The organism is Pseudomonas sp. HY13-MNA-CIBAN-0226 (genome assembly GCF_040310305.1).
GTDB lineage: Bacteria > Pseudomonadota > Gammaproteobacteria > Pseudomonadales > Pseudomonadaceae > Aquipseudomonas > Aquipseudomonas gregormendelii.
Map to the genome: position 1 here is coordinate 30,907 of NZ_JBEOPS010000022.1, position 25,728 is coordinate 56,634.

Genomic DNA, 25,728 nt, shown 5'->3' on the forward strand with positions numbered 1-25,728 from the left:
CTTGGGAAAAAAACCGATTATCGCGACAGGCCGAGGCCAATCAGCCGCGTTCGCCGCTCAGCCACTGCAGCTGGACTTCGTGCTGACCACGGTCGTCGGTGACAAAAATTGTCCCTTCGCTGATCATCACGTCCCACTTGATGACGCGGGGCATGTCCTTGGCCAGGGTCTCGAGAACTTCCTGCGGAACAGCAGCGATGTGCACGTTTTTCAGGTTCTTGATCGCCGGGATCACCTTGGTTTCCCAGACCCGCAGGCTGCCGTAGGCCAGCAGGCTGGTGCGCTCGGTGCGACGCGAGCACCAGGTCAGGCGATCGGCGTCTGGCTGGCCGACTTCGATCCAGTGCAGAACGCGATCGTCCAGGCTCTTTTCCCACAGGGCAGGCTCATCTACGTCCGACAGACCGCGACCGAAAGACAGCTGTTCGTTGTACCAGAAGGCGTAGGCCAGCAGTCGCACAGTCATGCGCTCTTCAGTTTCCGAAGGGTGACGGGCGATGGTCTGCTTCACGCTCTCGTAAACGCTGCGGTCGAGGTCGGTAAGGTTCAGTTCAAACTTGTAGGTCGTGGACGGCTGGGCCATGAACGGGCTTCTTGATACGAGGAAAGGCGGCAAGTCTAACCGATGCGACCACCAATCAACGAATTGTAGCGATGAACCTTGGGCGACTGACACCGGGCTATGCTAAAACGCTCTACCAGCCAGCCCTTGTCCTACAGGATCCAGCATGCCGTTCACCGCCAAACCGCTCTCAGGTCTGAAAGTCATCGAATTGGGCACCCTGATCGCCGGGCCCTTTGCGTCGCGGATTTGCGGCGAGTTCGGCGCTGAGGTGATCAAGGTCGAATCGCCCGATGGCGGTGATCCCTTGCGCAAATGGCGCAAAATCTATGAAGGCACCTCGCTGTGGTGGTTCGTCCAGGCGCGCAATAAAAAGTCCCTGACGCTGAACCTCAAGCACCCCGAGGGCCTGGCCGTCCTGAAAAAGCTGCTCGGCGAAGCAGACATCCTCATCGAGAATTTCCGCCCCGGCGTCCTGGAAAAGCTTGGCCTGGGCTGGGATGTCCTGCACGCCTTGAACCCCAAGCTGGTGATGGTGCGGCTGTCGGGATTCGGCCAGACCGGGCCAATGAAAGATCAGCCAGGGTTTGGTGCGGTTGGCGAGTCCATGGGCGGTCTGCGTTACATCACCGGCTTCGAGGATCGCCCCCCCGTGCGCACCGGCATTTCCATTGGTGACTCGATCGCCGCCCTCTGGGGCGTGATCGGCGCGCTGATGGCGTTGCGTCATCGTGAGGTCAACGGTGGCCAGGGCCAGGTAGTCGACGTGGCATTGTATGAAGCGATCTTCGCCATGATGGAAAGCATGGTGCCGGAGTTCGACGTGTTCGGCTTCATCCGCGAACGTACCGGCAACATCATGCCGGGCATCACGCCCTCCTCGATCCACACCAGCGCCGACGGCAAGCACGTGCAGATCGGCGCCAACGGCGATGCGATCTTCAAGCGCTTCATGCTGATCATCGGCCGCGAGGACCTGGCCAATGACCCAATCCTGGCCAGCAACGACGGGCGCGATACCCGGCGCGACGAGCTCTACGGGGTCATCGACCGCTGGGCCAACTCACTGCCCCTGGACGCCATCATCGAGCAACTGAATCAGGCCGAAGTACCGGCCAGCCGAATCTTCAGTGCCGAAGACATGTTCGCGGACCCGCAATACCTGGCCCGGGAGATGTTCCTCCAGGCCAAACTGCCAGATGGCAAAGACTTCAAGATGCCCGGGATCGTCCCAAAACTCTCCGAGACCCCGGGATCCGCAGAATGGGTCGGCCCCCAACTGGGCGAACACAACTCGCAGGTACTCAACGACCTTGGCTACGACCAGGCCCAGATCACCAAACTGCGTGAAGACGGAGCCATTTAACCTCAAACGTCTGTTGCCACCCGCCCCGCACAACCGCCTGGCCCTGGCGGCTCCTGCGTTACTGGCCGGGCTGGTCTCGCCCAACCTCGCGCAGGCCAGGGACACGCTGATCTAGGTGCTGCGCGCCTTCCACCATGGCAATGTGGCCACCGGCAGCCTGAAGGACACTCGAGCATTTTTCCAGCACCCGGCGCTGCCGTGACAAATCGCAGGCAAAAAGAAACCCCGAGAAGTGGGGAGACGACTCGGGGTTAAACGTGGCCTACATAAAGACCAGTAACAGCAAGCCGCAAGCACCGGAGCACAATGCTTGTTCCTGCTGTTACATACTCTGACTGGCGATCCCGGGATTAGGTTCCCGCAAGATGCAATTCAATTTCGACTGGCGAGCAGCTTGTCCTGTGCAGCGTTGCGCAACGCCGCGATAACACAAGGTTCCAGACGACCTTCGGCAATCATCAAGTCGCGGCGTAAACCGTCGACCACGTCCGTGAGCAAGCGCTTGTCGCTCAACTGAGCCTGGTTGAAAGCCCGTTCGACCACGATCGCGCCGGTTGAACTCTTCAGAGTCACCAGGCATTCACCGTGCAGACCCGATGGGGTCAGCGTAACTTGATACGGGCTCAGCGCCTCTGCGAGCAATAGACTGATACTTTCCAAATCGATCACCACTCATTAGTCCGAAAACAAAGTGCCTGGGGCAGGTCTACTGTAAATGACCATCGGCCTCAGAAGAAAGTTCTGAATGGTATCCGCAGGGACGTCGACGCCTCTGCTAGTTGAAGCATGCATGACGAAGATGACAGGAAAAAAACAGCGGCGCAGTGCATGAACAAAAAAGCCCGTCAGAAGACGGGCTTTTCAGTTCGAGGCTTTGACCCTTACAGCGGTTTACCGCGATTGCCATGCTGGCTGACGAACGCCTGGACGGCTTTCAGGTCATTGGGCAGCACGGTGCAGCGCTCATCGCGCTCGAACAGGTCGGTCAGGTGCACCGGCAGTTCCAGGGCCTTGCCGACGCCGGCCTTCAGCACCGCATCCGGGAACTTGACCGGGTGCGCGGTGCCCAGGATCACCATCGGGATGTCCAGGCTGCGACGGCACTCGCGGGCGGCCTTGACGCCGATCGCGGTGTGCGGGTCGAGCAACTCGCCAGTCTGTTCGTAGACTTCGGCAATGGTTTCGCACGTTTGTGCGTCGTCCACGGCCAGGGAGTCGAACAGCTTGCGCGCTTCGCTCCAGCGTTCTTCTTCGACGCTGAAACCGCCACCTTGCTTGAAGCTGTCCATCAGCCCGGCAATCGCCGCACCGTTACGACCGTGCAAGTCAAACAGCAGGCGTTCGAAGTTCGACGAAACCATGATGTCCATCGACGGCGACAGCGTGGCGTGCAGGGTTTCCTTGACGTACTGGTTGCCGCTCATGAAGCGGTGGAGGATGTCGTTGCGGTTGGTGGCGACGATCAACTGGTTGATCGGCAGGCCCATGTTGCGCGCCAGGTAGCCGGCGAAGATGTCGCCGAAGTTACCGGTAGGCACCGAGAACGATACCGAACGGGCCGGCCCGCCCAACTGCAGGGACGCGTGGAAGTAGTAAACGATCTGGGCCATGATCCGCGCCCAGTTGATCGAGTTCACGGCCACCAGGCGAGTGCCTTTGAGGAAGCTCTGGTCAGCGAAGCTGGCCTTGACCATTTCCTGGCAGTCGTCGAAGTTGCCTTCAATGGCGATGTTGTGGATGTTCTCGCCGAAGATGGTGGTCATCTGCCGACGCTGTACTTCGGACACGCGGTTGTGCGGGTGCAGGATGAAGATGTCGACGTTTTCGCAGTGCTTGCAGCCTTCGATGGCGGCCGAGCCGGTGTCGCCGGAAGTTGCACCGACGATCACCACGCGCTCACCGCGTTTTTCCAGCACGTAGTCGAGCAGACGCCCGAGCAGCTGCAGGGCGAAGTCCTTGAACGCCAGGGTCGGGCCGTGGAACAGTTCCAGAACCCACTCGTTGCCGTTCAACTGACGCAGCGGCGCCACGGCGCTGTGCGAAAACACGCCGTAGGTTTCTTCCAGGATCTTCTTGAAATCCGCATCGGGAATGCTGCCGGTCACGAACGGGCGCATCACCCGGAAAGCCAGTTCGTGATACGGCAGGCCGGCCCAGGAAGCGATTTCTTCCTGGGTGAAACGTGGCAGGTTTTCCGGGACGTACAGACCGCCGTCGGTGGCGAGACCGGCCAGCAGGACATCTTCGAAATTCAGGGCCGGTGCCTGGCCGCGGGTACTGATATAACGCATGACTGGCTCCAATAGACAGTGTTCGCAAACCCGGGCCCGCACGCGAGCCCGGTGAACGATAACGGCTTAGTTCAGGTGCTCGACGCGGATCCGTACAACCGGACTGACCACGCCCGCCAAGGCTTCCAGGGCAGCGATAGCATCATTCATGTGCTGTTCCAGCACACGGTGAGTCAGCAGGATCATCGGCACCAGGCCGTCATGCTCTTCGACTTCTTTTTGCATGATCGATTCGATGTTGATGCCGCGCTCCGACAGGATGCTCGCCACCTGGGCCAGTACGCCCGGGTGGTCCTTGGCTTGAATCCGCAGGTAGTAGGCACTTTCGCAAGCTTCGATCGGCAGGATCGGGTGGGCCGACAGCGAGTCCGGCTGGAAGGCCAGGTGCGGCACACGATTCTCCGGGTCGGAGGTCATGGCGCGAACCACGTCCACCAGGTCGGCGATCACCGACGATGCAGTCGGCTCCATGCCGGCACCCGCGCCATAGAACAGGGTCGAACCGGCGGCATCACCGTTGACCATCACAGCGTTCATCACACCATTGACGTTGGCGATCAGGCGATCGGCCGGAATCAGCGTCGGGTGCACGCGCAACTCGATACCCGCTGCAGTGCTACGGGCGACACCCAGGTGCTTGATGCGATAGCCCAGCGCTTCGGCGTAGTTCACGTCAGCGGTGGTCAGCTTGGTGATGCCTTCGGTGTAGGCCTTGTCGAATTGCAGCGGAATGCCGAACGCGATGGAGGCCAGGATCGTCAGTTTGTGGGCTGCATCGATGCCTTCGACGTCGAAAGTCGGATCGGCTTCGGCGTAACCCAGTGCCTGCGCCTCGGCGAGCACGTCTTCGAAGGTGCGACCCTTCTCGCGCATTTCCGTGAGGATGAAGTTGCCAGTGCCATTGATGATACCGGCGACCCAATTGATGCGGTTGGCCGAGAGGCCTTCACGGATGGCCTTGATCACCGGGATGCCACCGGCCACTGCTGCTTCGAACGCCACGATCACGCCTTTCTCGCGTGCCTTGGCGAAGATTTCGTTACCGTGAACGGCAATCAGTGCCTTGTTCGCGGTGACCACATGCTTGCCATTCTCGATGGCCTTGAGTACCAGCTCGCGGGCAACGGTGTAGCCGCCCATCAGCTCTATGACGATGTCGATCTCAGGGTTCGTGGCCACTTCGAAGACATCGTTGGTAATCGCAATACCGGTCGTTTGGAACTGAGGCTTTGGCGTGCGCATGGCAATTTGTGCCACTTCGATCCCACGCCCGGCACGACGAGCAATTTCCTCGGCGTTGCGCTGAAGTACGTTGAAGGTACCGCCACCGACGGTTCCTAACCCACAGATGCCTACTTTGACCGGTTTCACTGTGAACTCCCCATAAAACGGCCGACGCAAGGTCGGCCGTGAAAACAACCGCATGCTCGCGGTTCTCTATTAATGGCCCGACGCAACTGCCGCCGGACCATGATCGTCAAAGGCTGACCGTGACGATGCGAATTTACTTCGCGCCCAGCGCCAGTTTGGCGACTTGTGGCGCAGGCTGGTAGCCCGGAATGACCTGGCCATCAGCCAAAACGATAGCCGGTGTACCGTTCACGCCGATCGACTGACCGAGCGCGAACTGCTTGGAAACCGGGTTCTCGCACTTGGCGGCCTTGATTTCCTTACCATCGACCATCTTGTCCATGGCCGCTTTCTTGTCCTTGGAGCACCAGACCGCCTGCAGCTGTTCGTCGCCCGGCGAGCCCAGGCCCTGGCGCGGGAACGCGACATAACGCACTTCGATGCCACGCTTGTTCAGCTCAGGCACTTCGGCGTGCAGCTTGTGGCAGTACGGGCAGGTGGTGTCGGTAAATACGGTGATGTGCGACTTGGTTTCGCCGATGGCCGGGTAGACCACGGTTTCAGCGACCGGAATGGCATTGACCAGCTTGGAGACGCCCAGGCGCTCGGTTTTTTCGGTCAGGTTGACCGGCTTGCCGTCCTTGAGCTGGAACAGGTAGCCCTGAACCACGTACTGGCCATCGGCGCTGGCATAGAGCACCCGGCTGCCCTGCAATCTGACTTCGTACAGGCCTGCCAGGGGGCTGGCGGAGATGCTTTCTACCGGAACCTCAAGCTGGAGGTTCTCCAGGCTTTTACGAATGGCTTTATCGGCCGCGTCATCGGCGACGGCAAAGGTGCTGACCAACGCAATGGCTGCGGCGGCGAAAATCTGGGTCAGACGCATGAGAACTCCTGAAGGCGGACAAATGGGACGATCAGAACGCCCGTGCCAAGGCACCGGGTCACAACCGCCCACCGTGCAAACCGGCAAAGCCTACCACATAAGGCTCGTGGGGCCGAATGCGCCTGACGCAAGACTTGGGGCCAACGCCGAACCTGTGGGAGCGGGCTTGCCCGCGAAGGGGCCGGCACATTCAATACTGATGCTGGCCGACATATCGCATTCGCGGGCAAGCCCGCTCCCACAGGGATTGTGTCTAGCCTCTGGGATGGTGTTTGGCGTGCAGGTCCTGCAGGCGGGCACGGGCGACGTGGGTGTAGATCTGGGTGGTCGACAGGTCGCTGTGGCCGAGCAACATCTGCACCACCCGCAGGTCAGCGCCGTGGTTGAGCAGGTGCGTAGCAAACGCGTGGCGCAGGGTGTGCGGCGACAGCGACTTGCCGATACCGGCCACCTTCGCCTGGTGCTTGATGCGATGCCAGAACGTCTGGCGGGTCATCTGTTCACCGCGCAGGCTGGGAAACAGCACATCACTGGGACGCCCGCCGAGCAACTCGCTTCGAGCGTCGCGCATGTAGCGCTCGATCCAGACAATCGCCTCCTCCCCCATCGGCACCAGCCGCTCCTTGCTGCCCTTGCCCATCACCCGCAGCACGCCCTGGCGCAGGTTGACCTGCTCCAGGGTCAGGCTGATCAGCTCCGTTACCCGCAAGCCACAGGCATACAGCACCTCGAGCATGGCGCGGTCGCGCTGGCCGATGGCCTCGCTCAGGTCCGGCGCTTTCAACAGCGCCTCGACATCGGCCTCTGACAAGGATTTGGGCAATGGCCTGCCGAGTTGCGGCATGTCGATACGCAAGGTCGGGTCGACAGCGATCAACTTTTCCCGCAGCAAATAGCGATAAAAGCCACGCACTCCCGAGAGGAACCGCGCCGTGGACCGTGGCTTGTAGTTCTGCTCCAGGCGCCAGGCCAGGTGATCGAGGATCAACTCGCGGCCGGCGTTGATCAACTCCAGGCCCTTCTCCTGCAGCCAGCCGTTGAACAAGGCCAGGTCACTGCGATACGCATCGCGCGTGTTGTCCGACAGGCCTTTCTCCAGCCACAACGCGTCGAGGAATTGGTCTATCAATGGATGTTCGATGGCGGGCATAAAGGCTCAGGTGACAGATAAACTGTCGGTAAGTCTTTCATAGACTGCTGGGGGTTTATAGAACCTGATGTCAACGCGCTGCCTGGTCGATCGATTCGCGTGCAAGTCGGATGGCCGCATCGCACGCTCCCACCCGTAAATCGCAGGCAACAAAAAAGCAGCCCGCAGGCTGCTTTTTTTGCATCGGAAGCTGGACTTAAGCCAGTTTTTCCTTGATGCGAGCTGCTTTACCGGACAGGTCACGCAGGTAGTACAGCTTGGCTTTACGTACGTCACCGCGACGTTTAACGGCCATGCTGTCGATTTGCGGGCTGTAGGTCTGGAAAGTACGCTCTACGCCAACACCGTTGGAGATTTTACGAACGGTGAAAGCACTGTTTACGCCGCGGTTACGCTTGGCGATTACAACACCTTCGAACGCTTGCAGACGCGAACGGTCGCCTTCCTTCACTTTCACCTGAACGACAATGGTGTCGCCCGGGGCAAAGGTAGGGATCTCTTTGGTCATCTGCTCTGCTTCGAGTGCAAGGATGATTTTGTTAGTCATGCTGTGCTCCTAAGGTAAATCAACGGACTTACCATCGATACGTTGTTAACTATCGTCCCGCTCGCGGATGTATTCCTCGAGCAGCTTCTTCTCTTCTCCAGAAAGCGAGCGGCTTTCCAGAAGATCGGCGCGTCGTTCAAAGGTCCTACCAAGGGACTGCTGTAAACGCCAACGCCGGATATGCGCGTGATTGCCACTTAGCAACACGTCGGGAACACGCTGATCCGCATACACCTCAGGTCGGGTGTAGTGCGGGCAATCCAGCAAACCATCCGTAAAGGAATCTTCCTCGGCGGAGTCCGCATGCCCTAAAGCTCCAGGCAGCAGTCGTGTAACCGCATCGATCAGGACCATCGCCGGCAGCTCGCCGCCAGACAGTACATAGTCGCCAATCGACCACTCTTCATCGACATGAGCCTCTATAAAACGCTCGTCAATGCCTTCATAGCGGCCGGCAATCAGGATCAATGCATCCAAATTCGCCAACTCGCGTACCGCCGACTGTGTCAGTTGACGGCCTTGGGGGGACAGGTAAATCACCTTCGCCGCCTCCCCGGCTGCTGCCTTGGCCTGAACCAGAGCATCTTCCAGGGGCTTGATCTTCATCACCATGCCCGGGCCACCGCCAAATGGGCGATCGTCCACAGTGTGATGTCGATCCGTCGTGTAGTCTCGCGGATTCCAACAGGTGAGCTGCAACAGCCCCTGTTTCACCGCACGACTGGTGATGCCGTACTCGCTGATGGCGGAGAACATCTCGGGAAACAAACTGATCACTTCTACGCGCAAGTTAGCCACGCTTAGAAGTCCGCATCCCATTCCACCTTCATCTCGCCTGCGGCAAGGTCAACGGCCAACACGCATTGCTCCGTATAGGGCAACAGGCGTTCGCGATCGTCCAGGCTGCCAGCGCAAGGCTTGACCACCATTACATCATTGGCGCCGGTTTCCAGAAGATGATCGATCTTCCCGAGCAATTGCCCCAGTTGATCAATAACCTTCAGACCTTCGAGCTGGTACCAGTAGTACTCGCCGTCGGTCAATTCAGGGAACAGGTTGCGCGGCACACAGATCTCATAACCGGCCAGAAGACGAGCTTCTTCACGGTCATCAAGACCTTTGAGCTTTGCGACCAGGAACTTGTCGTTCCCGCGTCCACTGACCAGCTCAACCTGTTTCACATTGCCTTCGCGCTTGAGCGTCCAGGTTTTGTACTGCAACAGGTTTTCAGTCGGATCAGTAAAGGAATACACCTTCACTTCGCCGCGAACGCCATGAACAGAGTAGATCTTGCCGATAACGATCAAATCATCAGCAACAGCAGGCGTCGCGTTCATATTGCTCAGGCCGCAGCCTTAGCCGAGTCCTTCAGCAACTGAGCAACACGCTCAGAAGGCTGTGCACCAACGCTCAGCCAGTAGGCTACGCGCTCTTGGTTCACGGACAGACGGACTTCTTGACCACGAGCAACAGGGTTGAAGAAACCAACCTGTTCCTTGTGCGAACCGTCGCGCGGGTTGCGGCTGTCGGTTACGGTCAAGTGGTAAAACGGGCGCTTTTTGGAGCCGCCAAGGGCAAGACGGATTGTTAGCATGTGAACATCGTTCCTGTAGTCGGTGCTGCAAATCTAAAGGCACAGCGGGCATAGGTGCCCGAAAGGCCGCATATTCTAAGGAATATCCGGACTTTTGCAAATGTCTTTTTCCGGCGGCCTATCGGACGCCATGCAGATTTGCTATAGAGCCGTCGTTTAAAACGGCCAGTCAGCTCCCGCCAAGTGCGGGTTTGCTGTTGATCCCACATCGCTGTGGGCAGCGCAAGGGCAAGCCCTTGCGCAGATTCTTTACATCTTGGGCATGCCGCCGCCGGGCAACATACCGCCCATGCCGCGCATCATTTTGGCCATTCCGCCCTTGGCGGAGAATTTCTTCATCATCTTCTGCATCTGCTTGTGCTGCTTGATCAAGCGACCGATGTCCTGCACCTGGGTGCCGGAACCCATGGCGATCCGGCGCTTGCGCGAACCGCTGATCAGCTCAGGGTCGCGGCGCTCGGCCGGGGTCATGGAATTGATGATGGCTTCCATCTGCTTGAATTGCTTCTCTGCCGCGCCCTGGGCATTACCCATCTGCGCCAGGTTCACACCGCCGATGTTCGGCAGCTTGTCCATGAGGCCGCCGAGGCCGCCCATGTTCTTCATCTGTTGCAACTGATCGCGGAAGTCTTCGAGATCGAAGCCCTTGCCCTTCTTCAGCTTCTTGGCCAGCTTGTCGGCCTTGTCCTTGTCGAGGGTCTGTTCGGCCTGCTCGATCAGGCTGAGCACGTCGCCCATGCCAAGGATGCGTGAAGCAATACGCTCGGGGTGGAACGGCTCGAGCGCTTCGCTCTTCTCGCCCATACCGATGAACTTGATCGGCTTGCCGGTGATGGCGCGGACCGACAGTGCGGCACCGCCACGGGCGTCGCCGTCAACCTTGGTCAGGATAACGCCGGTCAGCGGCAATGCGTCGCCGAAGGCCTTGGCCGTATTGGCGGCGTCCTGGCCGGTCATGGCATCGACCACGAACAGGGTTTCAACCGGGTTGATCGCGGCGTGCAGCGCCTTGATCTCGCCCATCATCTCTTCGTCGATGTGCAGGCGACCGGCGGTATCGACAATGACCACATCAATGAACTTGAGCTTTGCTTCTTTAATAGCGGCTTGCGCGATCTCGACCGGCTTCTGGCTCAGGTCGGACGGGAAGAAGGTCACGCCCACTTCGCCGGCAAGCATTTCCAGCTGCTTGATCGCTGCCGGACGGTAAACGTCCGCAGACACGACCATCACCGACTTCTTCTTGCGCTCTTTAAGGAAGCGCGCAAGTTTACCGGCGGTAGTGGTTTTACCCGCACCCTGCAAACCGGCCATCAACACAACAGCAGGCGGCACGGCGCTCAGGTTCAAGTCTTCGTTGGCCGCGCCCATCAGGCTTTCGAGTTCGGCCTGGACGATCTTCACGAACGCCTGGCCCGGGGTCAGGCTGCGTGACACTTCGGTGCCGACGGCACGTTCCTTGACCGAATTGACGAAGTCCTTGACCACCGGCAAGGCCACGTCGGCCTCGAGCAGCGCCATGCGCACTTCACGCAGGGTGTCCTTGATGTTGTCTTCGGTCAGCTTGGCCTTGCCGGTAACATGGCGCAGCGTCTGCGAGAGACGGTCGGTTAAGTTTTCAAACATTGCGCGATCCTTTCAGGCCCTGTGTAGACCGGGATAATGGCGGCCCAGACCGGAATAAACATGTGCTCGGCGAGCCTGCGGCGTGGGCAGGTCGCGGATTATAGCGAAGACTGCGTCTGGCGGACACCTCGCACTTTCGTGTGATGAGGGTTCTATGCCAAACTCAGCGCCTTTCGGGCTTGCCTAACAGGATTTATGCTCCCCTTGTCACCCAGCTTGCTAACTACCCTCGCCGCCGCCTGCCTCTATGCCGCTGCGACCATATATCAGGGCACTCGCCTGGCGTCCGGCGCCAAGGCGAACAAACGCCTGCTGGTCACGCTCGGCGTACTGGCCGTACTGGCCCACAGCGCCAGCCTGCTGACCCACCTGTTGACGCCGATCGGCCTGGGCCTGGATTTCTTCAGCGCCGCCAGCCTGATTGCTGCAGCGGTCATTGCCCTGACCCTGCTGGCCTGCTCGCGCATCCCGGTGGAGAACCTGCTGATCCTGCTGTTCCCGCTGGGCGCCGCCACGGTGCTGCTCGCGCAATTCGCCCCCGCCGGCACCGTGCAGATCATCGACGAAGCGCCGGGTATCCTGGCGCATATCCTGTTGTCGATCCTGGCGTACGGAATGTTCACCATCGCGGTGTTCCAGGCGTTGCTGCTGCTGGTCCAGGACCATCAGCTCAAGCACAAGCACCCCTCCGGCCTGATCAAGAACTTCCCGCCGCTGCAAACCATGGAAAGCCTGCTTTTCGGCTTCCTCTGGGCCGGCTGGACGCTGCTGTCGCTGTCGCTGATTTCCGGCTGGCTGTTCGTCGAGAACCTGTTTGCCCAGCACCTGGTGCACAAGACCCTGCTGGCCTGCCTGGCCTGGATCGTGTTCAGCGTGCTGCTGTGGGGCCGCAATCGCCTCGGCTGGCGCGGACACAAGGCCATCCGCTGGACCCTGGCCGGCTTCTGCCTGCTGATGCTGGCCTACTTCGGCAGCAAGCTGGTTCGTGAATACATTCTGCACATCTGACGGGCGGCAATAATGGACGACTTGCCCATAGGGCCGATGCTCGCAGTGATCGCCCTGCTGATTTTGTGGTCGGGGCTGTTCACCGCCATTGAAGTCGCGCAGCAGCACCTGCTGGCCCAGCGCACCGCTTCGCGCTCGAGCGACAAGCCCGTGGCCAGGCTGAGCTTCGCACTCAACAGCCTGATCCTTTGTAATACCCTGTGCCGCGCGCTGGTGATGGTGATCAGCACCCTGCTGGCGATCTTCACCTGGGCCGAGAATGGCCCTTGGGCAGCGTGCCTCGGCGCGGGCGCGATCCTGCTGGTGTTCGCCGAATACCTGCCGCGGACCCTCGCCGTGCGTTATCCAGATGCCGTCCTGAGCCTGGGCAACACCTTGCTCGGCGTGCCATTGAAAATCGTCTACCCAGTCGCCTGGCTGCTCAATGGCCTCAGCCAATTGCTGATGCGCCCGTTCGCTCGCAAAATCAAAGTGGTTCAGCAGAGCGAAGACGAAGCCACCTCGGATAGGCACGAAGACCAGGAACACGCATCCTGCCGCCCGCACGTGCTGGCGGGCATCCATGCGCTGGATAACATCACGGTCAACGACATCCTGGTGCCACGCAGCGATGTCGACGGGATCAACCTCGACGACGATCTCCAGGAGATCATCGAGCAGCTGCGCAACAACCGGCGCACACGCCTGCCGGTGTTCCACAGCGATATCAACCAGGTTGAAGCGGTGCTCAATACCCGGCAGATCCGCCATCTGCTGGCCGATGCCAGCCTGACGATCGAAGCGCTGCTGGCGGCCTGTCACGAGCCCTATTTCGTGCCGGAGAGCACGCCGCTGCAGCTGCAACTGCTGAACTTCCACAAGCAACAGCGACGCTTGGGCATGGTGGTGGACGAATACGGCGAAGTGCTCGGCATCGTCACCCTGGAAGACATCCTCGAAGAAATCGTTGGCGAGTTTGAAAGCCAGCACAGCCTGGACAACCCCCACGTTCATCCACAGCCTGATGGCCGACTGATGATCGAAGGCGCCGCGTCGATTCGTGAGCTGAACAAGAGCCTGGGCTGGCACCTGCCCAGCGACGGGCCGAAGACGCTCAACGGCTTGGTAACCGAAGCCCTGGAGACCATTCCGGAGAGCTCGGTATGCCTGAAGATCGGCCGTTATCGGCTGGAGATTCTCGAGACCGAGGATAACCGCGTGACCCAGGTGCTGGTCTGGCACACCAGCTCGGTGCCTGCGGTCGTGGCCGTGCGCTAGATAACCAAAAAGATCGTCCGAAGGCTCGGGCCGCGATCGGACGATCTTTTTGCCTCTTGTTGAATCGTTAGCCACCTTCCTATAATCGAGCCGCTTACCCAAGCGCCGCCCCACCCCAGTGCTACCCGCACTCCGCGTTAAACCCACATCCCTGGGTGTTCAACCATAATAATTCGCTCCACTGGGGCACATGACTGTCAGGGATAAACGCATGACAACCAGCACGACTTACAGCGAAACCACGCCAGCACAACCCACCAACTCCGCCACCCGGGTGGCCACGGCGAGCTTTATCGGCACCGCCATCGAGTTCTACGACTTCTATGTCTATGCCACCGCTGCGGCGCTGGTGATCGGTCCGGTATTTTTCCCCCAGACCTCCGGCACTGCGCAAATGCTGTCGGCCTTCCTGACCTTCGGCATCGCCTTCCTGGCGAGGCCCCTGGGTTCAGCGCTGTTCGGCCATTTCGGCGACCGCATCGGGCGCAAATCGACCCTGGTGGCCTCGCTATTGCTGATGGGCGTGTGCACCACGCTGATCGGCGTACTCCCGGGCTACGCCAGCATCGGCGCCTGGGCGCCCATCCTGCTCTGCGTCCTGCGCTTCGGCCAGGGCCTGGGGCTTGGCGGCGAATGGGGCGGCGCAGCACTGCTGGCGACGGAAAATGCGCCCAAAGGCAAACGAGCCTGGTTCGGCATGTTTCCCCAACTGGGGCCTTCGATCGGCTTTCTTGCTGCCAACGGCCTGTTCCTGACCCTGGCGATGACCCTGAGCGACGAGCAGTTCCGCTCGTGGGGCTGGCGGATTCCCTTCCTGCTGAGTGCGGCACTGGTCATGGTGGGCCTGTATGTACGCCTCAAACTCCACGAAACCCCGGTGTTTGCCAATGCCATGGCGCGCCAGGAACGGGTGAAAATCCCCCTGGTGGAGCTGTTCAGCCAGTACTGGGCGCCGATGTTGCTGGGTGCCGGTTCGATGGTGGTCTGCTACGCGCTGTTCTACATCTCGACCGTGTTTTCGCTGAGCTATGGCGTATCGACACTGGGCTACACCCGCGAAACCTTCCTGGCCCTGCTGTGCTTCGCCGTACTGTTCATGGCAGCCGCGACGCCGCTCTCTGCCTTGGCCAGCGACCGCTACGGGCGTAGACCGGTGTTGATTGTCGGCGGCGTGCTGGCGATTTTGTCGGGGTTTCTGATGGAACCGCTGCTGACCCAGGGTTCGACCTGGGGCGTTGCGCTGTTCCTGTGCATCGAGCTGTTTCTGATGGGCGTAACGTTTGCGCCGATGGGGGCGCTGTTGCCCGAGCTGTTTCCGACCCATGTGCGCTACACCGGCGCGTCGGCGGCCTACAACCTGGGCGGCATCGTCGGAGCCTCGGCGGCGCCGTTCTTCGCGCAGAAGCTGGTGGCGATGGGCGGGCTGAGTTATGTCGGGGGGTATGTGTCGGGGGCGGCGGTGTTAAGCCTGATTGCGGTGCTGTGCTTGAAGGAAACGCGCGATAACGATTTGAATCGGGTGGCCTGATAGACCGCCATCGCGAGCAAGCTCGCTCCCACAGGATTTCGGGTTGTCCACAAATTGTGTGTACGACCCCAATCCCATGTGGGAGCGGGCTTGCCCGCGAATGCCGCGCCTCGGTTTAGAGCTCTACTACGACGGCCTGGGAAGCACGGGTAGCCTTCGCCCGAGCCGCTTCAATCGACTCATCCCGCGCCAGCGCCACGCCCATGCGGCGCTGGCCGTTGACCTCAGGCTTGCCGAACAACCGCAACGCCGTATCCGGCTCGCTCAGCGCAGCGCCAAGATTGGCGAACGCCGTCTGGGTCGACTGCCCTTCCACCAGGATCACCGCCGAAGCCGAAGGCCCGAACTGACGGATCAACGGGATCGGCAGGCCAAGAATGGCCCGGGCGTGCAGCGCGAACTGCGACAGGTCCTGGGAAATCAGAGTCACAAGGCCCGTGTCGTGTGGACGCGGCGACACTTCGCTGAACCACACCTGGTCGCCCTTGATGAACAACTCGACGCCAAACAGGCCGCGGCCACCCAAGGCTTCGGTCACGGCTTTGGCGACACGCTCGGACTCCGCCAGCGCGATCGGGCTCATGACCTGTGGCTGCCAGGACTCCTGGTAATCGCCCTTCTCCTGGCGATGCCCCACCGGAGCACAGAACGTGGTGCCGCCGATGTGGCGCACGGTGAGCAAGGTGATTTCGTAGTCGAAATCGATGAAGCCCTCGACGATCACTCGCCCCTTGCCGGCACGGCCACCTTCTTGCGCGTAGTCCCACGCGGTCTTCACGTCATCGACGCTGCGCAGCAGGCTTTGGCCCTTGCCTGACGAGCTCATCACTGGCTTGACCACACACGGGAAGCCGAGGTCTTCGACCGCCTTGCTGTAATCCTCGAAAGTGTCGGCGAAGTGGTACGGCGAAGTGGGCAGGTCCAGCTCTTCAGCTGCCAGGCGGCGAATGCCTTCGCGGTTCATGGTCAGCTGCGCGGCACGCGCGGTAGGGATCACAGTGAAACCTTCGGCTTCCAGTTCGACCAGGGTGGCGGTCGCGATGGCTTCGATTTCCGGCACGATGAAGTGCGGTTTTTCTGCTTCGATGACCGCACGCAGGGCGGCACCGTCGAGCATGTTGATCACGTGGCTGCGATGCGCCACTTGCATGGCGGGTGCGTTGGCATAACGGTCCACCGCGATCACTTCAACGCCCAGGCGTTGCAGCTCGATCACCACTTCCTTGCCCAACTCGCCACAGCCACACAGCAATACGCGGGTCGCGGTCGGCGACAATGGAGTTCCGATACGGGTCATCTCAAGTCCTCAAAGAAGCGGATCATCGAGGGAGGCAGCGCCAGGCGCGCTTCCCATGGGGAGAAAGCGCGGCATTTTACATGAACCTGCGGTTTTGGCTTCAGCTGGCGACAGCCTGTTTGCGCAGGCGCCACGCCATGATCAACCAGACGGCCGTCACGCCCGCGAACTTCGAGGCCATGGCGGTGAGGATCACGGCTGGGGTGAACGCGTCGATCATGCCAAAGAAGATGAACGTATCAAGGGGGATGCTCAGCGCCGAACTTATCCACAGGCGATCGTGCAGCGGGCGCCTGGTGATGCTGAACACCAGCCAGTCAATGCACTCGGAGACCGCGAACGCCGTGGCACTGGCGAGAGCGATGGATGGATCGGAGGTGACATAGGACAACACCAGCGCGGCGAGCATGGCGATGATTGCGCCGTGCCCAAAGCGCGTTTGCACCATGTCGCGCAGCACGAATACCAGGCCACCCCAGGCCGACCAGATGATGTCCAGGTGCGGGGCGGTGGAAAAGGCGTAATTGATCAGCACGACGCTGCTGATGTAGGCGATCAAAAAAAGCATGGGACGAAAAGACACCTGTAGGAGCGAGCTTGCTCGCGAAGGACGTTAACGATTACGCGTAAAATCAGGTACCCCGCAGCGCCCTCAGGTTTTCGCGAGCAAGCTCGCTCCTACAAGGGGCGCGATGAATGTCCGGAGTTACTTGCCAAGCATCCACACCAGCCCGCTGGACTTCGCCCTTTCATGGCAAAGCCCCAAAACCTTGCGCCGCTCGTCATTATCCATCCGGCTCCAGCGCGTGATCTCCTCGACCGTGCGCTGGCAACCGGTGCAGAGGTCATCGTCATCCAGCGCACAGACATTCACGCACGGTGAGCGAACCGGTGGTTCTGCAGTGGTCATTCTTCCTGCTCAGCCAGGTCGCGGGCATAGCGCTGGGCGTTGTGCACGTAATGAGCAGCGCTGGCCTCGAGCATTTTCTTTTGCTGTTCGGTCAACTCGCGCACCACTTTTCCCGGCGAGCCCATCACCAGGGAGCCATCGGGAATTTCCTTGCCCTCGCCGATCAGCGAATTGGCACCGATGATGCAGTTTTTACCGATTTTCGCGCCGTTGAGAATCACCGCATTAATGCCGATCAAACTGTAATCCCCGACCGTGCAGCCATGCAGCATGGCATTGTGGCCAATAGTCACGCCGGTACCGATGGTCAACGGGTAGCCCATGTCGGTGTGCATCACCGTACCGTCCTGGACGTTGCTGTTCTTGCCGATCAGGATCAATTCATTGTCGCCACGCAGCACCGCGTTGAACCAGACGTTGGCGCCCTCTTCCAGTTTGACCTTGCCCACCAGCACGGCGTTGGGGGCTACCCAGCTCTGCGGGTGGGTTTCGACTCGGGCGTCGCCCAGGCGGTATTTCATCTTGTTGTCCTCAGGGCCAGGCCGGCTCGGGTATTGCCATACGAATGATGGCTTCAGGTATTGATAAAGCTTTTGGACGGCTGGTGCAGGCTGATTTTCGCGTCATACAGCAGGTTGATCAACTCGACGATCATGATCGCCGTCAGGCCCCAGATCTTGTACTCGCCGTAACGATAGCTCGGCACATACCAGCTGCGGCCCTGATAATCGATGCGGTGGGTGTGTTCGCGCGGGTCCTCGCGAAAAAACTCCAGCGGTACACTGAACACTGCCGCGATCTCGGCATCGTTGGCCCGATACTCGACAAAATCCGGGATCACCCCGACATAAGGCGTGACCTTGATGCCATGCAGCGAGATCAGCGGGCTCAGAGGCCCGATCACCTCGACCAGCCCGGGTGGCAGGCCAATCTCTTCATCGGCTTCGCGCAGGGCGGTGAAAATCAGGTCCGGGTCTTCAGGGTCGCGGCGGCCTCCGGGAAACGCCACTTCGCCGCCATGGGTCGAGAGCCCGCTGGCGCGCAGGGTCAGAACCAGTTCCGGTTCGTCACTGCGGGTGATGGGCACCAATACGGCGGCCTCGGGAAAACGTTTGTCGGTTTCCAGGGTTCGCGGCGTGTGGTTGCTTACCCGATGCAGTAGCTCGTCCAGCATGAGTGATCTCGATCTGTGCCTTACCCTGCATCATGCACCAATCACACCGACCGCCCAAGCCCCGAACGGCCGTCTGTCGCGAAACGACAACTTGCCGACCGACACCGCCGCACGCCAAGATAGGCACAGCATTCAGGAACCCAAGCATGAAATTTTGCAGCCAGTGCGGCAACCCGGTGACACAACGCATTCCCGAGGGCGATTCGCGCCTGCGGTTTGTCTGTGACAGCTGTCACACCATCCACTACCAGAACCCCAACATCGTCGCCGGCTGCGTGGCCACCTGGGGCTCGAAGGTATTGTTGTGCCGACGGGCCATCGAGCCGCGACTGGGCTACTGGACCCTGCCCGCCGGGTTCATGGAGAACGGCGAGACCATCGAACAGGCCGCCATTCGCGAAACCGCCGAAGAAGCCTGTGCCAGGGTCCGCGACCTCTGCATCTATACACTGATCGACGTGCCGCACATCAGCCAGGTGCATGTGTTCTACCGCGCCGAACTGGTGGACCTGGATTTCGCAGCAGGCATAGAAAGCCTCGAAGTCCAGCTTTTTGAAGAAGCGGACATCCCTTGGTCAGACCTGGCTTTCCGCACGGTGGGGCGTACTTTAGAATACTTCTTCGCTGACCGGCGGTCGGAGGTCTACCCCGTGCGGTCGGAATCGATTCCGCCGTTGGCCCAGCCGGTTATTGTTTGATTCGGAATGTGAAATTTTTTGCAAAAGCAAAAGATCGTCCGCCTGCGGCTCAAGCCTGAGGCAACACCTACAATTAGATAGTCGCAACACCTCTTAGGGATATCGTTTTAATGCGCTGGTTGCTTGCCCTGTTCTGCCTGTCGTTCATTGCCGTGTCCCAGGCTTCCACCGTGGTGACCCTGGATGGCAAACCGATCGAAAAAGTGTTGGTGCTTAAATCCGCTCATCAATTGCAATTGATTGCCGACGGCCAGGCGCTGCGAACCTACCGCATTTCCCTGGGCAAGCAACCGAAGGGCGCCAAGCTGATGGAAGGCGACAAGCGCACCCCGGAAGGCTTCTACTGGGTGGACTGGCGCAAGGTCAGCGACCGCTTTAACCTGGCCATGCACATCTCCTACCCGAATGCGGCCGACTCTGCGCGCTCGCTGCGCGAAGGCGTACCACCGGGGGGCATGATCATGATCCACGGCACGCCCGATTCCTACGACTACCCGGAGAACCTGTTTCATACCCTGGACTGGACCGACGGCTGCATCGCCATGCGCAATATGGACATGCGAGAAGTGTGGGGCCTGGTGCCGGATGGAACGATGATCGAGATTCGTCCGTAACGGCCCATTGCAACCCGGACCTGGAGACTGCAAAGCACGCCAGTTCGATTGCGCGGTGTTTAAACCGCCAGCAATCATTAGGACAATCAGGGCTGATCCAAGCAATTAAATCTCGCTAAAGGCTTACCCAAGAGTATTTCTCTCAATTTTTTTCGACCGCTTGCCAACCTTCACCCTCGCGGTTAGGGTTGAAGGCATGAAAACCTCTCACACCCTCATTCAGCTTCGCCAGCACCGCAGTCTGTGCCTTGTCAGTGCACGACTGCCGGGCTGAACCGCGGTGCCTCGTCCTACGCTTCATCCCCAGAACTTTTGATCCACCGGCAGGCCGCCTTTTTTCGGCCCCTACAACAAGGATTTCCCGATGAGCATGCTCAAAGACCCGTCTTCGAAGTACCGCGCGTTTCCGACCATCGACATCCCGGACCGCACCTGGCCGTCGAAGACCATCACCGCGGCGCCGATCTGGTGCAGCTCGGACCTGCGCGACGGTAACCAGTCGCTGATCGAGCCTATGGACGCGGTTAAAAAGCTGCGCTTCTGGAAAACCCTGGTGCAGGTCGGCGTGAAAGAAATCGAAGCCTCCTTCCCGGCCGCTTCGCAAACCGACTTCGACTTCGTGCGCACCTTGATCGAAGGCAACCACATCCCGGACGACACCACCATCCAGGTGTTGACCCAGGGCCGTGAAGACCTGATCGAGCGCACCTTCGAATCTTTGCGCGGGGCGAAAAAAGCCATCGTTCACCTGTACAACGCGACTTCGCCGTCTTTCCGTCGCATCGTGTTCAACCAGGACAAGGACGGCATCAAGGAAATCGCCGTCAGCGCGGCCAAGCTGTTCGTTAAATACGCCGCCCAGCAGCCGGACACCGAGTGGACCTTCGAATACTCGCCGGAAACCTTCAGCGCCACTGAGCTGGAGTTTGCCAAGGACGTCTGTGACGCCGTGATCGAGGTCTGGAACCCGACGCCCGAGCACAAGATGATCCTCAACTTGCCGGCCACCGTCGAATGCGCCACCCCGAACATCTATGCCGACCAGATCGAATGGTTCGGCCGTCACATCAACCGTCGTGACAGCGTGATCATCAGCCTGCACACCCACAACGACCGCGGCACCGGCGTTGCCGCTACCGAACTGGGCCTGATGGCCGGCGCGGATCGCGTCGAAGGCTGCCTGTTCGGCAATGGCGAGCGCACCGGTAACGTCGACCTCGTGACCGTGGCACTGAACCTCTACACCCAGGGCATACACCCTGAGCTCGACTTCTCGGACATCGACGGCGTGCGCAAGGTCGTCGAGGAATGCAACCAGATCCAGGTGCACCCGCGTCACCCGTACGTCGGCGATCTGGTCCACACCGCGTTCTCCGGCTCGCACCAGGACGCTATCCGCAAGGGCTTTGCCCAGCAGAAACAAGGCACCCTGTGGGAAGTGCCGTACTTGCCGATCGATCCGGCCGACATTGGTCGCAGCTATGAGGCGGTGATCCGCGTCAACAGCCAGTCGGGCAAAGGCGGTATCGCCTACCTGCTGGAACAGGAATACGACATCAGCTTGCCGCGTCGCATGCAGATCGAGTTCAGCCAGGTTGTCCAGGCCGAAACCGACCGCGTTGGCCTGGAGATGACCGCACCACAGATCTACGCCTTGCTGCAGCGTGAATACCTGCAAGCCAACACCCCTTATGCGCTGGTCAGCCATCGCCTGCAGGAAGAGAACGGCAACAGCTCGGTGGAAGTCGAAGTGTCGAGCAAAGGCCAGGGTGAAAACAACCTGCGCTGGAACGGCAAGGGCAACGGCGCCCTGGAAGCCCTGGTGGCCGGCTTGCCGATTCCGGTGGAAATCATGGACTACAACGAACACGCGATCGGCGCGGGCACCCATGCCAAGGCAGCGGCCTACATCGAACTGCGAGTCAATGGTGAGCGTGCTGTGCACGGTGTGGGTATCGACGAGAACATCACCACCGCCAGCTTCAAGGCCCTGTTCAGCGCGCTGAACCGCTCGCTGAGCCAGCCGGAAGCGAAAGCGGCGTAAGGCTTTGGCTGTAATGCAAAAGGCCCCTGGGTGAGAACCTGGGGGCCTTTTTGTTTGTGCTGTTTGAAGATCAAGAGATCGCAGCCTTCGGCAGCTCCTACCTTGCGGTCCCCCGTAGGAGCTGCCGAAGGCTGCGATCTTTTCGGGTATCAGGTGAACTCGAACGTATCCGCATCCAGATTCGCTGGAAACCGCGTGCGGTACGCCGCAAGCTCCGCCGCATCCAGCACCACCTGAAACACTCCATCGGCCTCCCCCGCGCCCAGCAACGTCTCACCCTGGAAATCCAGCACCTGGCTGTCCCCGGTGTAGGCAAAGCCCTTGCCGTCGGTGCCCACGCGATTCACCGCCGCGACATAACACAGGTTTTCAATCGCCCGCGCCGGCAGCAAGCGGTTCCAGTGCTGGCGCCGTGCACCAGGCCAGTTTGCGGTGTACAGCAACAGGTCGGTGTCCTGCGCGTCACGGCTCCAGACCGGGAATCGCAGGTCGTAACAAATCAGCGGCCGCACCCGCCAGCCTTTCAATTCGAACTGCACCTGGCGCTCGCCCGGGGTGTAGTGGTTGTGCTCACCCGCCATGCGAAACAGATGGCGCTTGTCGTAGTGCAGCACCTCGCCGTCCGGGCGCGCCCACAACAGGCGATTGCGATGGCTGCCATCACTGGCTTGCACGATGACACTGCCGGTAATCACCGCGTCGAACTTCGCCGCCTGCAGCCGCAACCATTTGCTGGTGGGGCCGTTCTCCGGCTCGGCCAGGGTCTGGGATTCCATGGAGAAACCGGTGGTGAACATTTCCGGCAGGATGATCAGGTCGGCGCCCCGCGCCTGCTCCAGCAATTGCTCGAAGTGCTCCACGTTGGCCTGGCGATCATGCCAGGCGAGCGTGGTCTGGATCAACGCGATGGTCAGGTTCGGCAAGGCACTCAGATCACGCATAGTTTTTCCGCTGCTTCACGCAGGGTCTCCTCGCGTTTGGCGAAGCACAGGCGTATCAGGCGCTGGCCTGCAGGCGGGCTCTGGTAGAACACCGAGATCGGGATACTGGCCACGCCTTGTTCGCGAGTCATCCAAAGCGCCATGTCGACGTCATTGAGGTCCGGGCGAATCTGCGAATAGTCGACCAGCTGGAAATAAGTGCCCGCGACCCGTTTGAAGCTCAAGCGCGAGGGCGCCAGCAAATCGCAGAACAGGTCGCGCTTGGCCTGATAGAACGCCGGCAGCTCCTCGACATGCTCAGGGTGCTCGGCCATGAAGTCGGCCAGGGCAAACTGCAGCGGAGTGACGCCGCAAAAGCTGACGTACTGGTGAACCTTGCGCATTTCCGCGGTGAGGGCCGGTGGAGCGACCACGTAGCCGGTTTTCCAACCGGTGACGTGATAGGTCTTGCCGAAGGAGCTGATCACGAAGGCGCGCTGGTACAGCTCTTCATGCGCCAGCACGCTGACATGGGGCACGCCGTCGAACACCAGGTGCTCGTAGACCTCGTCGCTGATCAGGTAGATATCACGATCACGGATCAACTGGGCCAGTTGATCCAGCTCGGCGCGACTGATCAGTGCGCCGCTCGGATTGTGCGGGGTGTTGAGCACGATCATCCGCGTACGCGGCGTAATGGCTTGAGCGAGTTTCTGGAAGTCGATGGCGAAATCATCCAGGCCCAGCTGCACGTGCACACAACGACCGCCGGCCAGCTCGACCGACGGTTCATAACTGTCGTAGCACGGGTCGAATACGATGACTTCGTCGCCGCTGTTGATAACCGCCTGGATCGCGCAGAAGATCGCCTGGGTGGCGCCCGGGGTAATCGTCACCTCATTGTCGGCATCGACGTTGATACCGTAGCTGCGAGCGATCTTGGTGGCGACCTGCTGGCGCAAGGCCGGCAGGCCGGTCATTGGCGAATACTGGTTGTGGCCCTGGGCGATGTGCCGGCCGACCGCGTCGCACAGCGCCTGCGGGGCATCGAAATCGGGAAAACCCTGGGACAGGTTCAACGCGCCGGTTTGCGCCGCGAGCTGCGACATCTGAGTGAAGATAGTGATGCCGACATTCGGCAGCTTACTGGTGATCATCGGTGGTTCCCTGCTCTGCACCCGGCTCTAACGGCGGCGCGGGAGAGCCCGAGGATAGCCCATACGGCGCCCATAAAAAAAGGGCGCCATAAGCGCCCTTTTTGGAACCCGATCCTGTGGGAGCGTGGCTTGCCCGCGATGGCCGCACCACGATGTAACAGATACACCGCGTTTTCGTTCATCGCGGGCAAGCCCGCTCCCACAGGAGCCGGACAAGCCTTGAATCAGCGCTTGTCGCGGCGCTTCTTGTCGGCCTTCTTGTGGTGCGACATCATCCGGCGTTTCTTGTTGACCTGGCGGTCAGTGAGCGAGTTCTTGTTACCTTCGTACGGGTTCTCGCCGCCTTTGAACTCGATGCGGATCGGCGTACCGACCAGCTTCAGGACACGGCGATAAGTGTTTTCCAGGTAACGAACGTAAGACTTCGGCACCTTTTCGATCTGATTACCGTGGATCACGATGATCGGCGGGTTGGCACCACCCAAGTGGGCATAGCGCAGCTTGATCCGGCGGTTGTTGACCATCGGTGGCGCGTGCTCGCCGACCGCATCTTCCAGGATCTGGGTGAGGCGGTTAGTCGGCCAGCGGGTAACCGCGGACTTGAACGAGTTCTGTACGGAAGCGTAGAGGTTACCCACGCCGGTACCGTGCAGCGCCGAGATGAAGTGGATGTCGGCGTAGTCAACGAAGAACAGTCGACGTTGCAGCTCGATCTTCACGAAGTCGCGCTCGCTCGGCGTCATGCCGTCCCACTTGTTGATCGCGATAACCAGCGCACGACCCGACTCGATGGCAAAGCCCAGCAGGTTGAGGTCGTGATCTACCACGCCTTCGCGGGCGTCCATGACGAAGATCACCACGTTGGCGTCTTTGATCGCCTGCAGGGTTTTCACCACGGAGAATTTTTCAACTTCTTCGTGGATCTTGCCGCGCTTGCGCACACCCGCGGTGTCAATCAGCGTGTACTTCTCGTCGTTACGCTCGAACGGGATGTAGATACTGTCGCGAGTGGTACCCGGCTGGTCATAGACGATTACCCGGTCTTCACCGAGCATGCGGTTGACCAGGGTCGACTTGCCGACGTTCGGACGGCCGATGATAGCGATCTTGATCCCGTCTTTTTCGCTTGGGCCAGGAATGCGCTTGGCTTCCTCACCTTCGGCAACGATCTCTTCTTCGCCGTCTTCCGGCTCTTCCTCGTCTCTCGGGAAGTCGCTGAGGGCGATTTCCAGCATCTGGGTAATGCCACGACCATGGGCGCCAGCGATCGGGATCGCGTGACCCATGCCCAACGGGGCGAATTCGGCGCGGGCCATTTCCGGGTCGATGTTGTCGACCTTGTTGGCAACCACGTAGGAGCGCTTGTTACGTTTGCGCAAATGCTCGGCGATCATCTGGTCGGCGGCGGTGAAACCGGCCTTGGCATCTACCAGGAACAACACCACATCCGCTTCTTCAATGGCCAGCAGCGACTGCTCGGCCATTTTTTCGTCCATACCGTGCTCGTCACCGGAGATACCGCCGGTGTCGACCAGAATGTAGGAACGCCCTTGCCATTTGGCCTCACCGTATTGGCGATCACGGGTCAGACCGGACAAGTCGCCGACGATGGCGTCACGAGTCCTGGTCAGGCGGTTGAACAAGGTGGACTTGCCGACATTGGGTCGGCCCACCAGGGCGATTACGGGAACCATGCGGCTCTCCACTTCGTTATTTCAGAAAATACAAAAGCCGCTGCTAGGCAGCGGC

27 protein-coding genes are annotated in these 25,728 nt (G+C 60.2%); 8 read left to right on the forward strand and 19 right to left on the reverse strand.

Annotation, left to right across the window (positions count from 1 at the left end):
* Nucleotides 1-40: 40 nt before the first annotated feature.
* Nucleotides 41-583: a YaeQ family protein gene (locus tag AAEZ05_RS22290; RefSeq protein ID WP_007897614.1), complete on the reverse strand. Its 543-nt coding sequence runs from the start codon at nucleotides 581-583 to the stop codon at nucleotides 41-43.
* 145 nt (nucleotides 584-728) lie between these two features.
* On the opposite strand from AAEZ05_RS22290, the gene AAEZ05_RS22295 reads away from it, so the two are divergent.
* Together AAEZ05_RS22295 and AAEZ05_RS22300 are read left to right on the forward strand one after the other, a co-directional pair.
* The gene (locus AAEZ05_RS22295; RefSeq protein WP_045059138.1) at nucleotides 729-1,928 is read left to right on the forward strand and encodes a CaiB/BaiF CoA transferase family protein; all 1,200 of its coding nucleotides are present in this window, start codon (nucleotides 729-731) and stop codon (nucleotides 1,926-1,928) included.
* Nucleotides 1,909-2,043 (forward strand): hypothetical protein, encoded by a 135-nt coding sequence (locus AAEZ05_RS22300; protein WP_269082889.1) that lies wholly within the window; start codon nucleotides 1,909-1,911, stop codon nucleotides 2,041-2,043. Before AAEZ05_RS22295 ends, AAEZ05_RS22300 begins: the two co-directional genes overlap by 20 nt.
* Before the next feature lie 257 nt (nucleotides 2,044-2,300).
* On the opposite strand, the gene AAEZ05_RS22305 is transcribed toward AAEZ05_RS22300, so the two are convergent.
* The 10 genes from AAEZ05_RS22305 to ffh form a co-directional block, all read right to left on the reverse strand.
* Nucleotides 2,301-2,588, reverse strand: a complete 288-nt coding sequence (locus tag AAEZ05_RS22305; RefSeq protein WP_045059146.1) for a DUF3509 domain-containing protein — start codon at nucleotides 2,586-2,588, stop codon at nucleotides 2,301-2,303.
* A 221-nt stretch (nucleotides 2,589-2,809) separates the two neighbouring features.
* Nucleotides 2,810-4,219, reverse strand: a complete 1,410-nt coding sequence (thrC, locus tag AAEZ05_RS22310; RefSeq protein ID WP_045059139.1) for a threonine synthase — start codon at nucleotides 4,217-4,219, stop codon at nucleotides 2,810-2,812.
* A 66-nt stretch (nucleotides 4,220-4,285) separates the two neighbouring features.
* A complete protein-coding gene (locus AAEZ05_RS22315; protein WP_045059147.1) occupies nucleotides 4,286-5,590 on the reverse strand; it encodes a homoserine dehydrogenase in 1,305 nt (434 codons plus the stop codon).
* A 133-nt stretch (nucleotides 5,591-5,723) separates the two neighbouring features.
* Nucleotides 5,724-6,455 carry a bifunctional protein-disulfide isomerase/oxidoreductase DsbC gene (gene dsbC / locus AAEZ05_RS22320; protein WP_205893963.1) on the reverse strand — a complete coding sequence of 244 codons (732 nt, stop codon included), beginning with the start codon at nucleotides 6,453-6,455 and terminating at the stop codon, nucleotides 5,724-5,726.
* 253 nt (nucleotides 6,456-6,708) lie between these two features.
* Nucleotides 6,709-7,605 (reverse strand): site-specific tyrosine recombinase XerD, encoded by an 897-nt coding sequence (gene xerD, locus AAEZ05_RS22325; protein WP_045059141.1) that lies wholly within the window; start codon nucleotides 7,603-7,605, stop codon nucleotides 6,709-6,711.
* A 196-nt stretch (nucleotides 7,606-7,801) separates the two neighbouring features.
* Nucleotides 7,802-8,152, reverse strand: a complete 351-nt coding sequence (gene rplS, locus AAEZ05_RS22330; protein ID WP_003175895.1) for a 50S ribosomal protein L19 — start codon at nucleotides 8,150-8,152, stop codon at nucleotides 7,802-7,804.
* A 45-nt stretch (nucleotides 8,153-8,197) separates the two neighbouring features.
* The gene (trmD, locus tag AAEZ05_RS22335) at nucleotides 8,198-8,971 is read right to left on the reverse strand and encodes a tRNA (guanosine(37)-N1)-methyltransferase TrmD (RefSeq protein WP_154503229.1); all 774 of its coding nucleotides are present in this window, start codon (nucleotides 8,969-8,971) and stop codon (nucleotides 8,198-8,200) included.
* Nucleotides 8,953-9,489, reverse strand: coding sequence for a ribosome maturation factor RimM (rimM, locus tag AAEZ05_RS22340; protein ID WP_008014731.1), 537 nt, complete (start codon nucleotides 9,487-9,489; stop codon nucleotides 8,953-8,955). The genes trmD and rimM overlap by 19 nt, the downstream gene beginning before the upstream one ends.
* Before the next feature lie 5 nt (nucleotides 9,490-9,494).
* Entirely contained in the window at nucleotides 9,495-9,746 is a 252-nt protein-coding gene (gene rpsP, locus AAEZ05_RS22345) for a 30S ribosomal protein S16 (protein WP_045059142.1), read from the reverse strand.
* A gap of 249 nt (nucleotides 9,747-9,995) precedes the next feature.
* Nucleotides 9,996-11,372, reverse strand: coding sequence for a signal recognition particle protein (gene ffh / locus AAEZ05_RS22350; RefSeq protein ID WP_007897558.1), 1,377 nt, complete (start codon nucleotides 11,370-11,372; stop codon nucleotides 9,996-9,998).
* A gap of 195 nt (nucleotides 11,373-11,567) precedes the next feature.
* On the opposite strand from ffh, the gene AAEZ05_RS22355 reads away from it, so the two are divergent.
* From AAEZ05_RS22355 to AAEZ05_RS22365, 3 genes are all read left to right on the forward strand, one after another.
* Complete coding sequence (locus AAEZ05_RS22355) at nucleotides 11,568-12,380, forward strand: cytochrome C assembly family protein (protein WP_045059143.1); 813 nt, start codon at nucleotides 11,568-11,570, stop codon at nucleotides 12,378-12,380.
* Between the two features lie 12 nt (nucleotides 12,381-12,392).
* A complete protein-coding gene (locus AAEZ05_RS22360) occupies nucleotides 12,393-13,637 on the forward strand; it encodes an HlyC/CorC family transporter (RefSeq protein WP_350648924.1) in 1,245 nt (414 codons plus the stop codon).
* A gap of 211 nt (nucleotides 13,638-13,848) precedes the next feature.
* The gene (locus AAEZ05_RS22365) at nucleotides 13,849-15,165 is read left to right on the forward strand and encodes an MFS transporter (RefSeq protein ID WP_205893962.1); all 1,317 of its coding nucleotides are present in this window, start codon (nucleotides 13,849-13,851) and stop codon (nucleotides 15,163-15,165) included.
* 115 nt (nucleotides 15,166-15,280) lie between these two features.
* Here the strand turns inward: AAEZ05_RS22365 and purT are convergent, their stop codons facing one another.
* The 5 genes from purT to AAEZ05_RS22390 form a co-directional block, all read right to left on the reverse strand.
* Nucleotides 15,281-16,462 (reverse strand): formate-dependent phosphoribosylglycinamide formyltransferase, encoded by a 1,182-nt coding sequence (gene purT / locus AAEZ05_RS22370; RefSeq protein ID WP_350600821.1) that lies wholly within the window; start codon nucleotides 16,460-16,462, stop codon nucleotides 15,281-15,283.
* Nucleotides 16,463-16,562: 100 nt separating this feature from the next.
* Complete coding sequence (locus tag AAEZ05_RS22375; protein ID WP_045057738.1) at nucleotides 16,563-17,030, reverse strand: VUT family protein; 468 nt, start codon at nucleotides 17,028-17,030, stop codon at nucleotides 16,563-16,565.
* A gap of 138 nt (nucleotides 17,031-17,168) precedes the next feature.
* Nucleotides 17,169-17,372: a DUF1289 domain-containing protein gene (locus tag AAEZ05_RS22380; RefSeq protein WP_205893960.1), complete on the reverse strand. Its 204-nt coding sequence runs from the start codon at nucleotides 17,370-17,372 to the stop codon at nucleotides 17,169-17,171.
* On the reverse strand, nucleotides 17,369-17,893 hold the full coding sequence (locus AAEZ05_RS22385; protein WP_075946640.1) for a gamma carbonic anhydrase family protein: 525 nt from the start codon (nucleotides 17,891-17,893) through the stop codon (nucleotides 17,369-17,371). The genes AAEZ05_RS22380 and AAEZ05_RS22385 overlap by 4 nt, the downstream gene beginning before the upstream one ends.
* Before the next feature lie 53 nt (nucleotides 17,894-17,946).
* Complete coding sequence (locus tag AAEZ05_RS22390) at nucleotides 17,947-18,546, reverse strand: CoA pyrophosphatase (RefSeq protein WP_350648926.1); 600 nt, start codon at nucleotides 18,544-18,546, stop codon at nucleotides 17,947-17,949.
* A gap of 146 nt (nucleotides 18,547-18,692) precedes the next feature.
* On the opposite strand from AAEZ05_RS22390, the gene AAEZ05_RS22395 reads away from it, so the two are divergent.
* The 3 genes from AAEZ05_RS22395 (at nucleotide 18,693) to leuA (ending at nucleotide 21,902) form a co-directional block, all read left to right on the forward strand.
* The gene (locus tag AAEZ05_RS22395; RefSeq protein WP_045057734.1) at nucleotides 18,693-19,244 is read left to right on the forward strand and encodes an NUDIX hydrolase; all 552 of its coding nucleotides are present in this window, start codon (nucleotides 18,693-18,695) and stop codon (nucleotides 19,242-19,244) included.
* A gap of 110 nt (nucleotides 19,245-19,354) precedes the next feature.
* Nucleotides 19,355-19,858 (forward strand): L,D-transpeptidase family protein, encoded by a 504-nt coding sequence (locus AAEZ05_RS22400; protein WP_205893958.1) that lies wholly within the window; start codon nucleotides 19,355-19,357, stop codon nucleotides 19,856-19,858.
* A gap of 364 nt (nucleotides 19,859-20,222) precedes the next feature.
* Complete coding sequence (leuA, locus tag AAEZ05_RS22405) at nucleotides 20,223-21,902, forward strand: 2-isopropylmalate synthase (protein WP_350600819.1); 1,680 nt, start codon at nucleotides 20,223-20,225, stop codon at nucleotides 21,900-21,902.
* 149 nt (nucleotides 21,903-22,051) lie between these two features.
* Here leuA and AAEZ05_RS22410 read toward each other — a convergent pair whose 3' ends face one another.
* The 3 genes from AAEZ05_RS22410 to der form a co-directional block, all read right to left on the reverse strand.
* Entirely contained in the window at nucleotides 22,052-22,843 is a 792-nt protein-coding gene (locus AAEZ05_RS22410; RefSeq protein WP_350648928.1) for an amidohydrolase, read from the reverse strand.
* A complete protein-coding gene (locus AAEZ05_RS22415; RefSeq protein WP_350648930.1) occupies nucleotides 22,831-23,979 on the reverse strand; it encodes a pyridoxal phosphate-dependent aminotransferase in 1,149 nt (382 codons plus the stop codon). The genes AAEZ05_RS22410 and AAEZ05_RS22415 overlap by 13 nt, the downstream gene beginning before the upstream one ends.
* Before the next feature lie 224 nt (nucleotides 23,980-24,203).
* Entirely contained in the window at nucleotides 24,204-25,673 is a 1,470-nt protein-coding gene (gene der / locus AAEZ05_RS22420) for a ribosome biogenesis GTPase Der (protein WP_045057729.1), read from the reverse strand.
* Between the last annotated feature and the right edge of the window lie 55 nt (nucleotides 25,674-25,728).

Bases quoted from the DNA above. Each gene is read 5' to 3' on its own strand.
- rpsP (WP_045059142.1), bottom strand. From the start codon at position 9,746: ATGCTAACAATCCGTCTTGCCCTTGGCGGCTCCAAAAAGCGCCCGTTT.
- rplS (WP_003175895.1), bottom strand. From the start codon at position 8,152: ATGACTAACAAAATCATCCTTGCACTCGAAGCAGAGCAGATGACCAAA.
- trmD (WP_154503229.1), bottom strand. From the start codon at position 8,971: ATGGGATGCGGACTTCTAAGCGTGGCTAACTTGCGCGTAGAAGTGATC.
- AAEZ05_RS22395 (WP_045057734.1), top strand. From the start codon at position 18,693: ATGAAATTTTGCAGCCAGTGCGGCAACCCGGTGACACAACGCATTCCC.
- AAEZ05_RS22380 (WP_205893960.1), bottom strand. From the start codon at position 17,372: ATGACCACTGCAGAACCACCGGTTCGCTCACCGTGCGTGAATGTCTGT.
- dsbC (WP_205893963.1), bottom strand. From the start codon at position 6,455: ATGCGTCTGACCCAGATTTTCGCCGCCGCAGCCATTGCGTTGGTCAGC.
- AAEZ05_RS22390 (WP_350648926.1), bottom strand. From the start codon at position 18,546: ATGCTGGACGAGCTACTGCATCGGGTAAGCAACCACACGCCGCGAACC.
- AAEZ05_RS22365 (WP_205893962.1), top strand. From the start codon at position 13,849: ATGACAACCAGCACGACTTACAGCGAAACCACGCCAGCACAACCCACC.
- purT (WP_350600821.1), bottom strand. From the start codon at position 16,462: ATGACCCGTATCGGAACTCCATTGTCGCCGACCGCGACCCGCGTATTG.
- xerD (WP_045059141.1), bottom strand. From the start codon at position 7,605: ATGCCCGCCATCGAACATCCATTGATAGACCAATTCCTCGACGCGTTG.
- AAEZ05_RS22290 (WP_007897614.1), bottom strand. From the start codon at position 583: ATGGCCCAGCCGTCCACGACCTACAAGTTTGAACTGAACCTTACCGAC.
- AAEZ05_RS22360 (WP_350648924.1), top strand. From the start codon at position 12,393: ATGGACGACTTGCCCATAGGGCCGATGCTCGCAGTGATCGCCCTGCTG.
- AAEZ05_RS22415 (WP_350648930.1), bottom strand. From the start codon at position 23,979: ATGATCACCAGTAAGCTGCCGAATGTCGGCATCACTATCTTCACTCAG.
- leuA (WP_350600819.1), top strand. From the start codon at position 20,223: ATGAGCATGCTCAAAGACCCGTCTTCGAAGTACCGCGCGTTTCCGACC.
- AAEZ05_RS22375 (WP_045057738.1), bottom strand. From the start codon at position 17,030: ATGCTTTTTTTGATCGCCTACATCAGCAGCGTCGTGCTGATCAATTAC.
- der (WP_045057729.1), bottom strand. From the start codon at position 25,673: ATGGTTCCCGTAATCGCCCTGGTGGGCCGACCCAATGTCGGCAAGTCC.
- AAEZ05_RS22410 (WP_350648928.1), bottom strand. From the start codon at position 22,843: ATGCGTGATCTGAGTGCCTTGCCGAACCTGACCATCGCGTTGATCCAG.
- AAEZ05_RS22295 (WP_045059138.1), top strand. From the start codon at position 729: ATGCCGTTCACCGCCAAACCGCTCTCAGGTCTGAAAGTCATCGAATTG.
- thrC (WP_045059139.1), bottom strand. From the start codon at position 4,219: ATGCGTTATATCAGTACCCGCGGCCAGGCACCGGCCCTGAATTTCGAA.
- AAEZ05_RS22400 (WP_205893958.1), top strand. From the start codon at position 19,355: ATGCGCTGGTTGCTTGCCCTGTTCTGCCTGTCGTTCATTGCCGTGTCC.
- AAEZ05_RS22385 (WP_075946640.1), bottom strand. From the start codon at position 17,893: ATGAAATACCGCCTGGGCGACGCCCGAGTCGAAACCCACCCGCAGAGC.
- rimM (WP_008014731.1), bottom strand. From the start codon at position 9,489: ATGAACGCGACGCCTGCTGTTGCTGATGATTTGATCGTTATCGGCAAG.
- ffh (WP_007897558.1), bottom strand. From the start codon at position 11,372: ATGTTTGAAAACTTAACCGACCGTCTCTCGCAGACGCTGCGCCATGTT.
- AAEZ05_RS22355 (WP_045059143.1), top strand. From the start codon at position 11,568: ATGCTCCCCTTGTCACCCAGCTTGCTAACTACCCTCGCCGCCGCCTGC.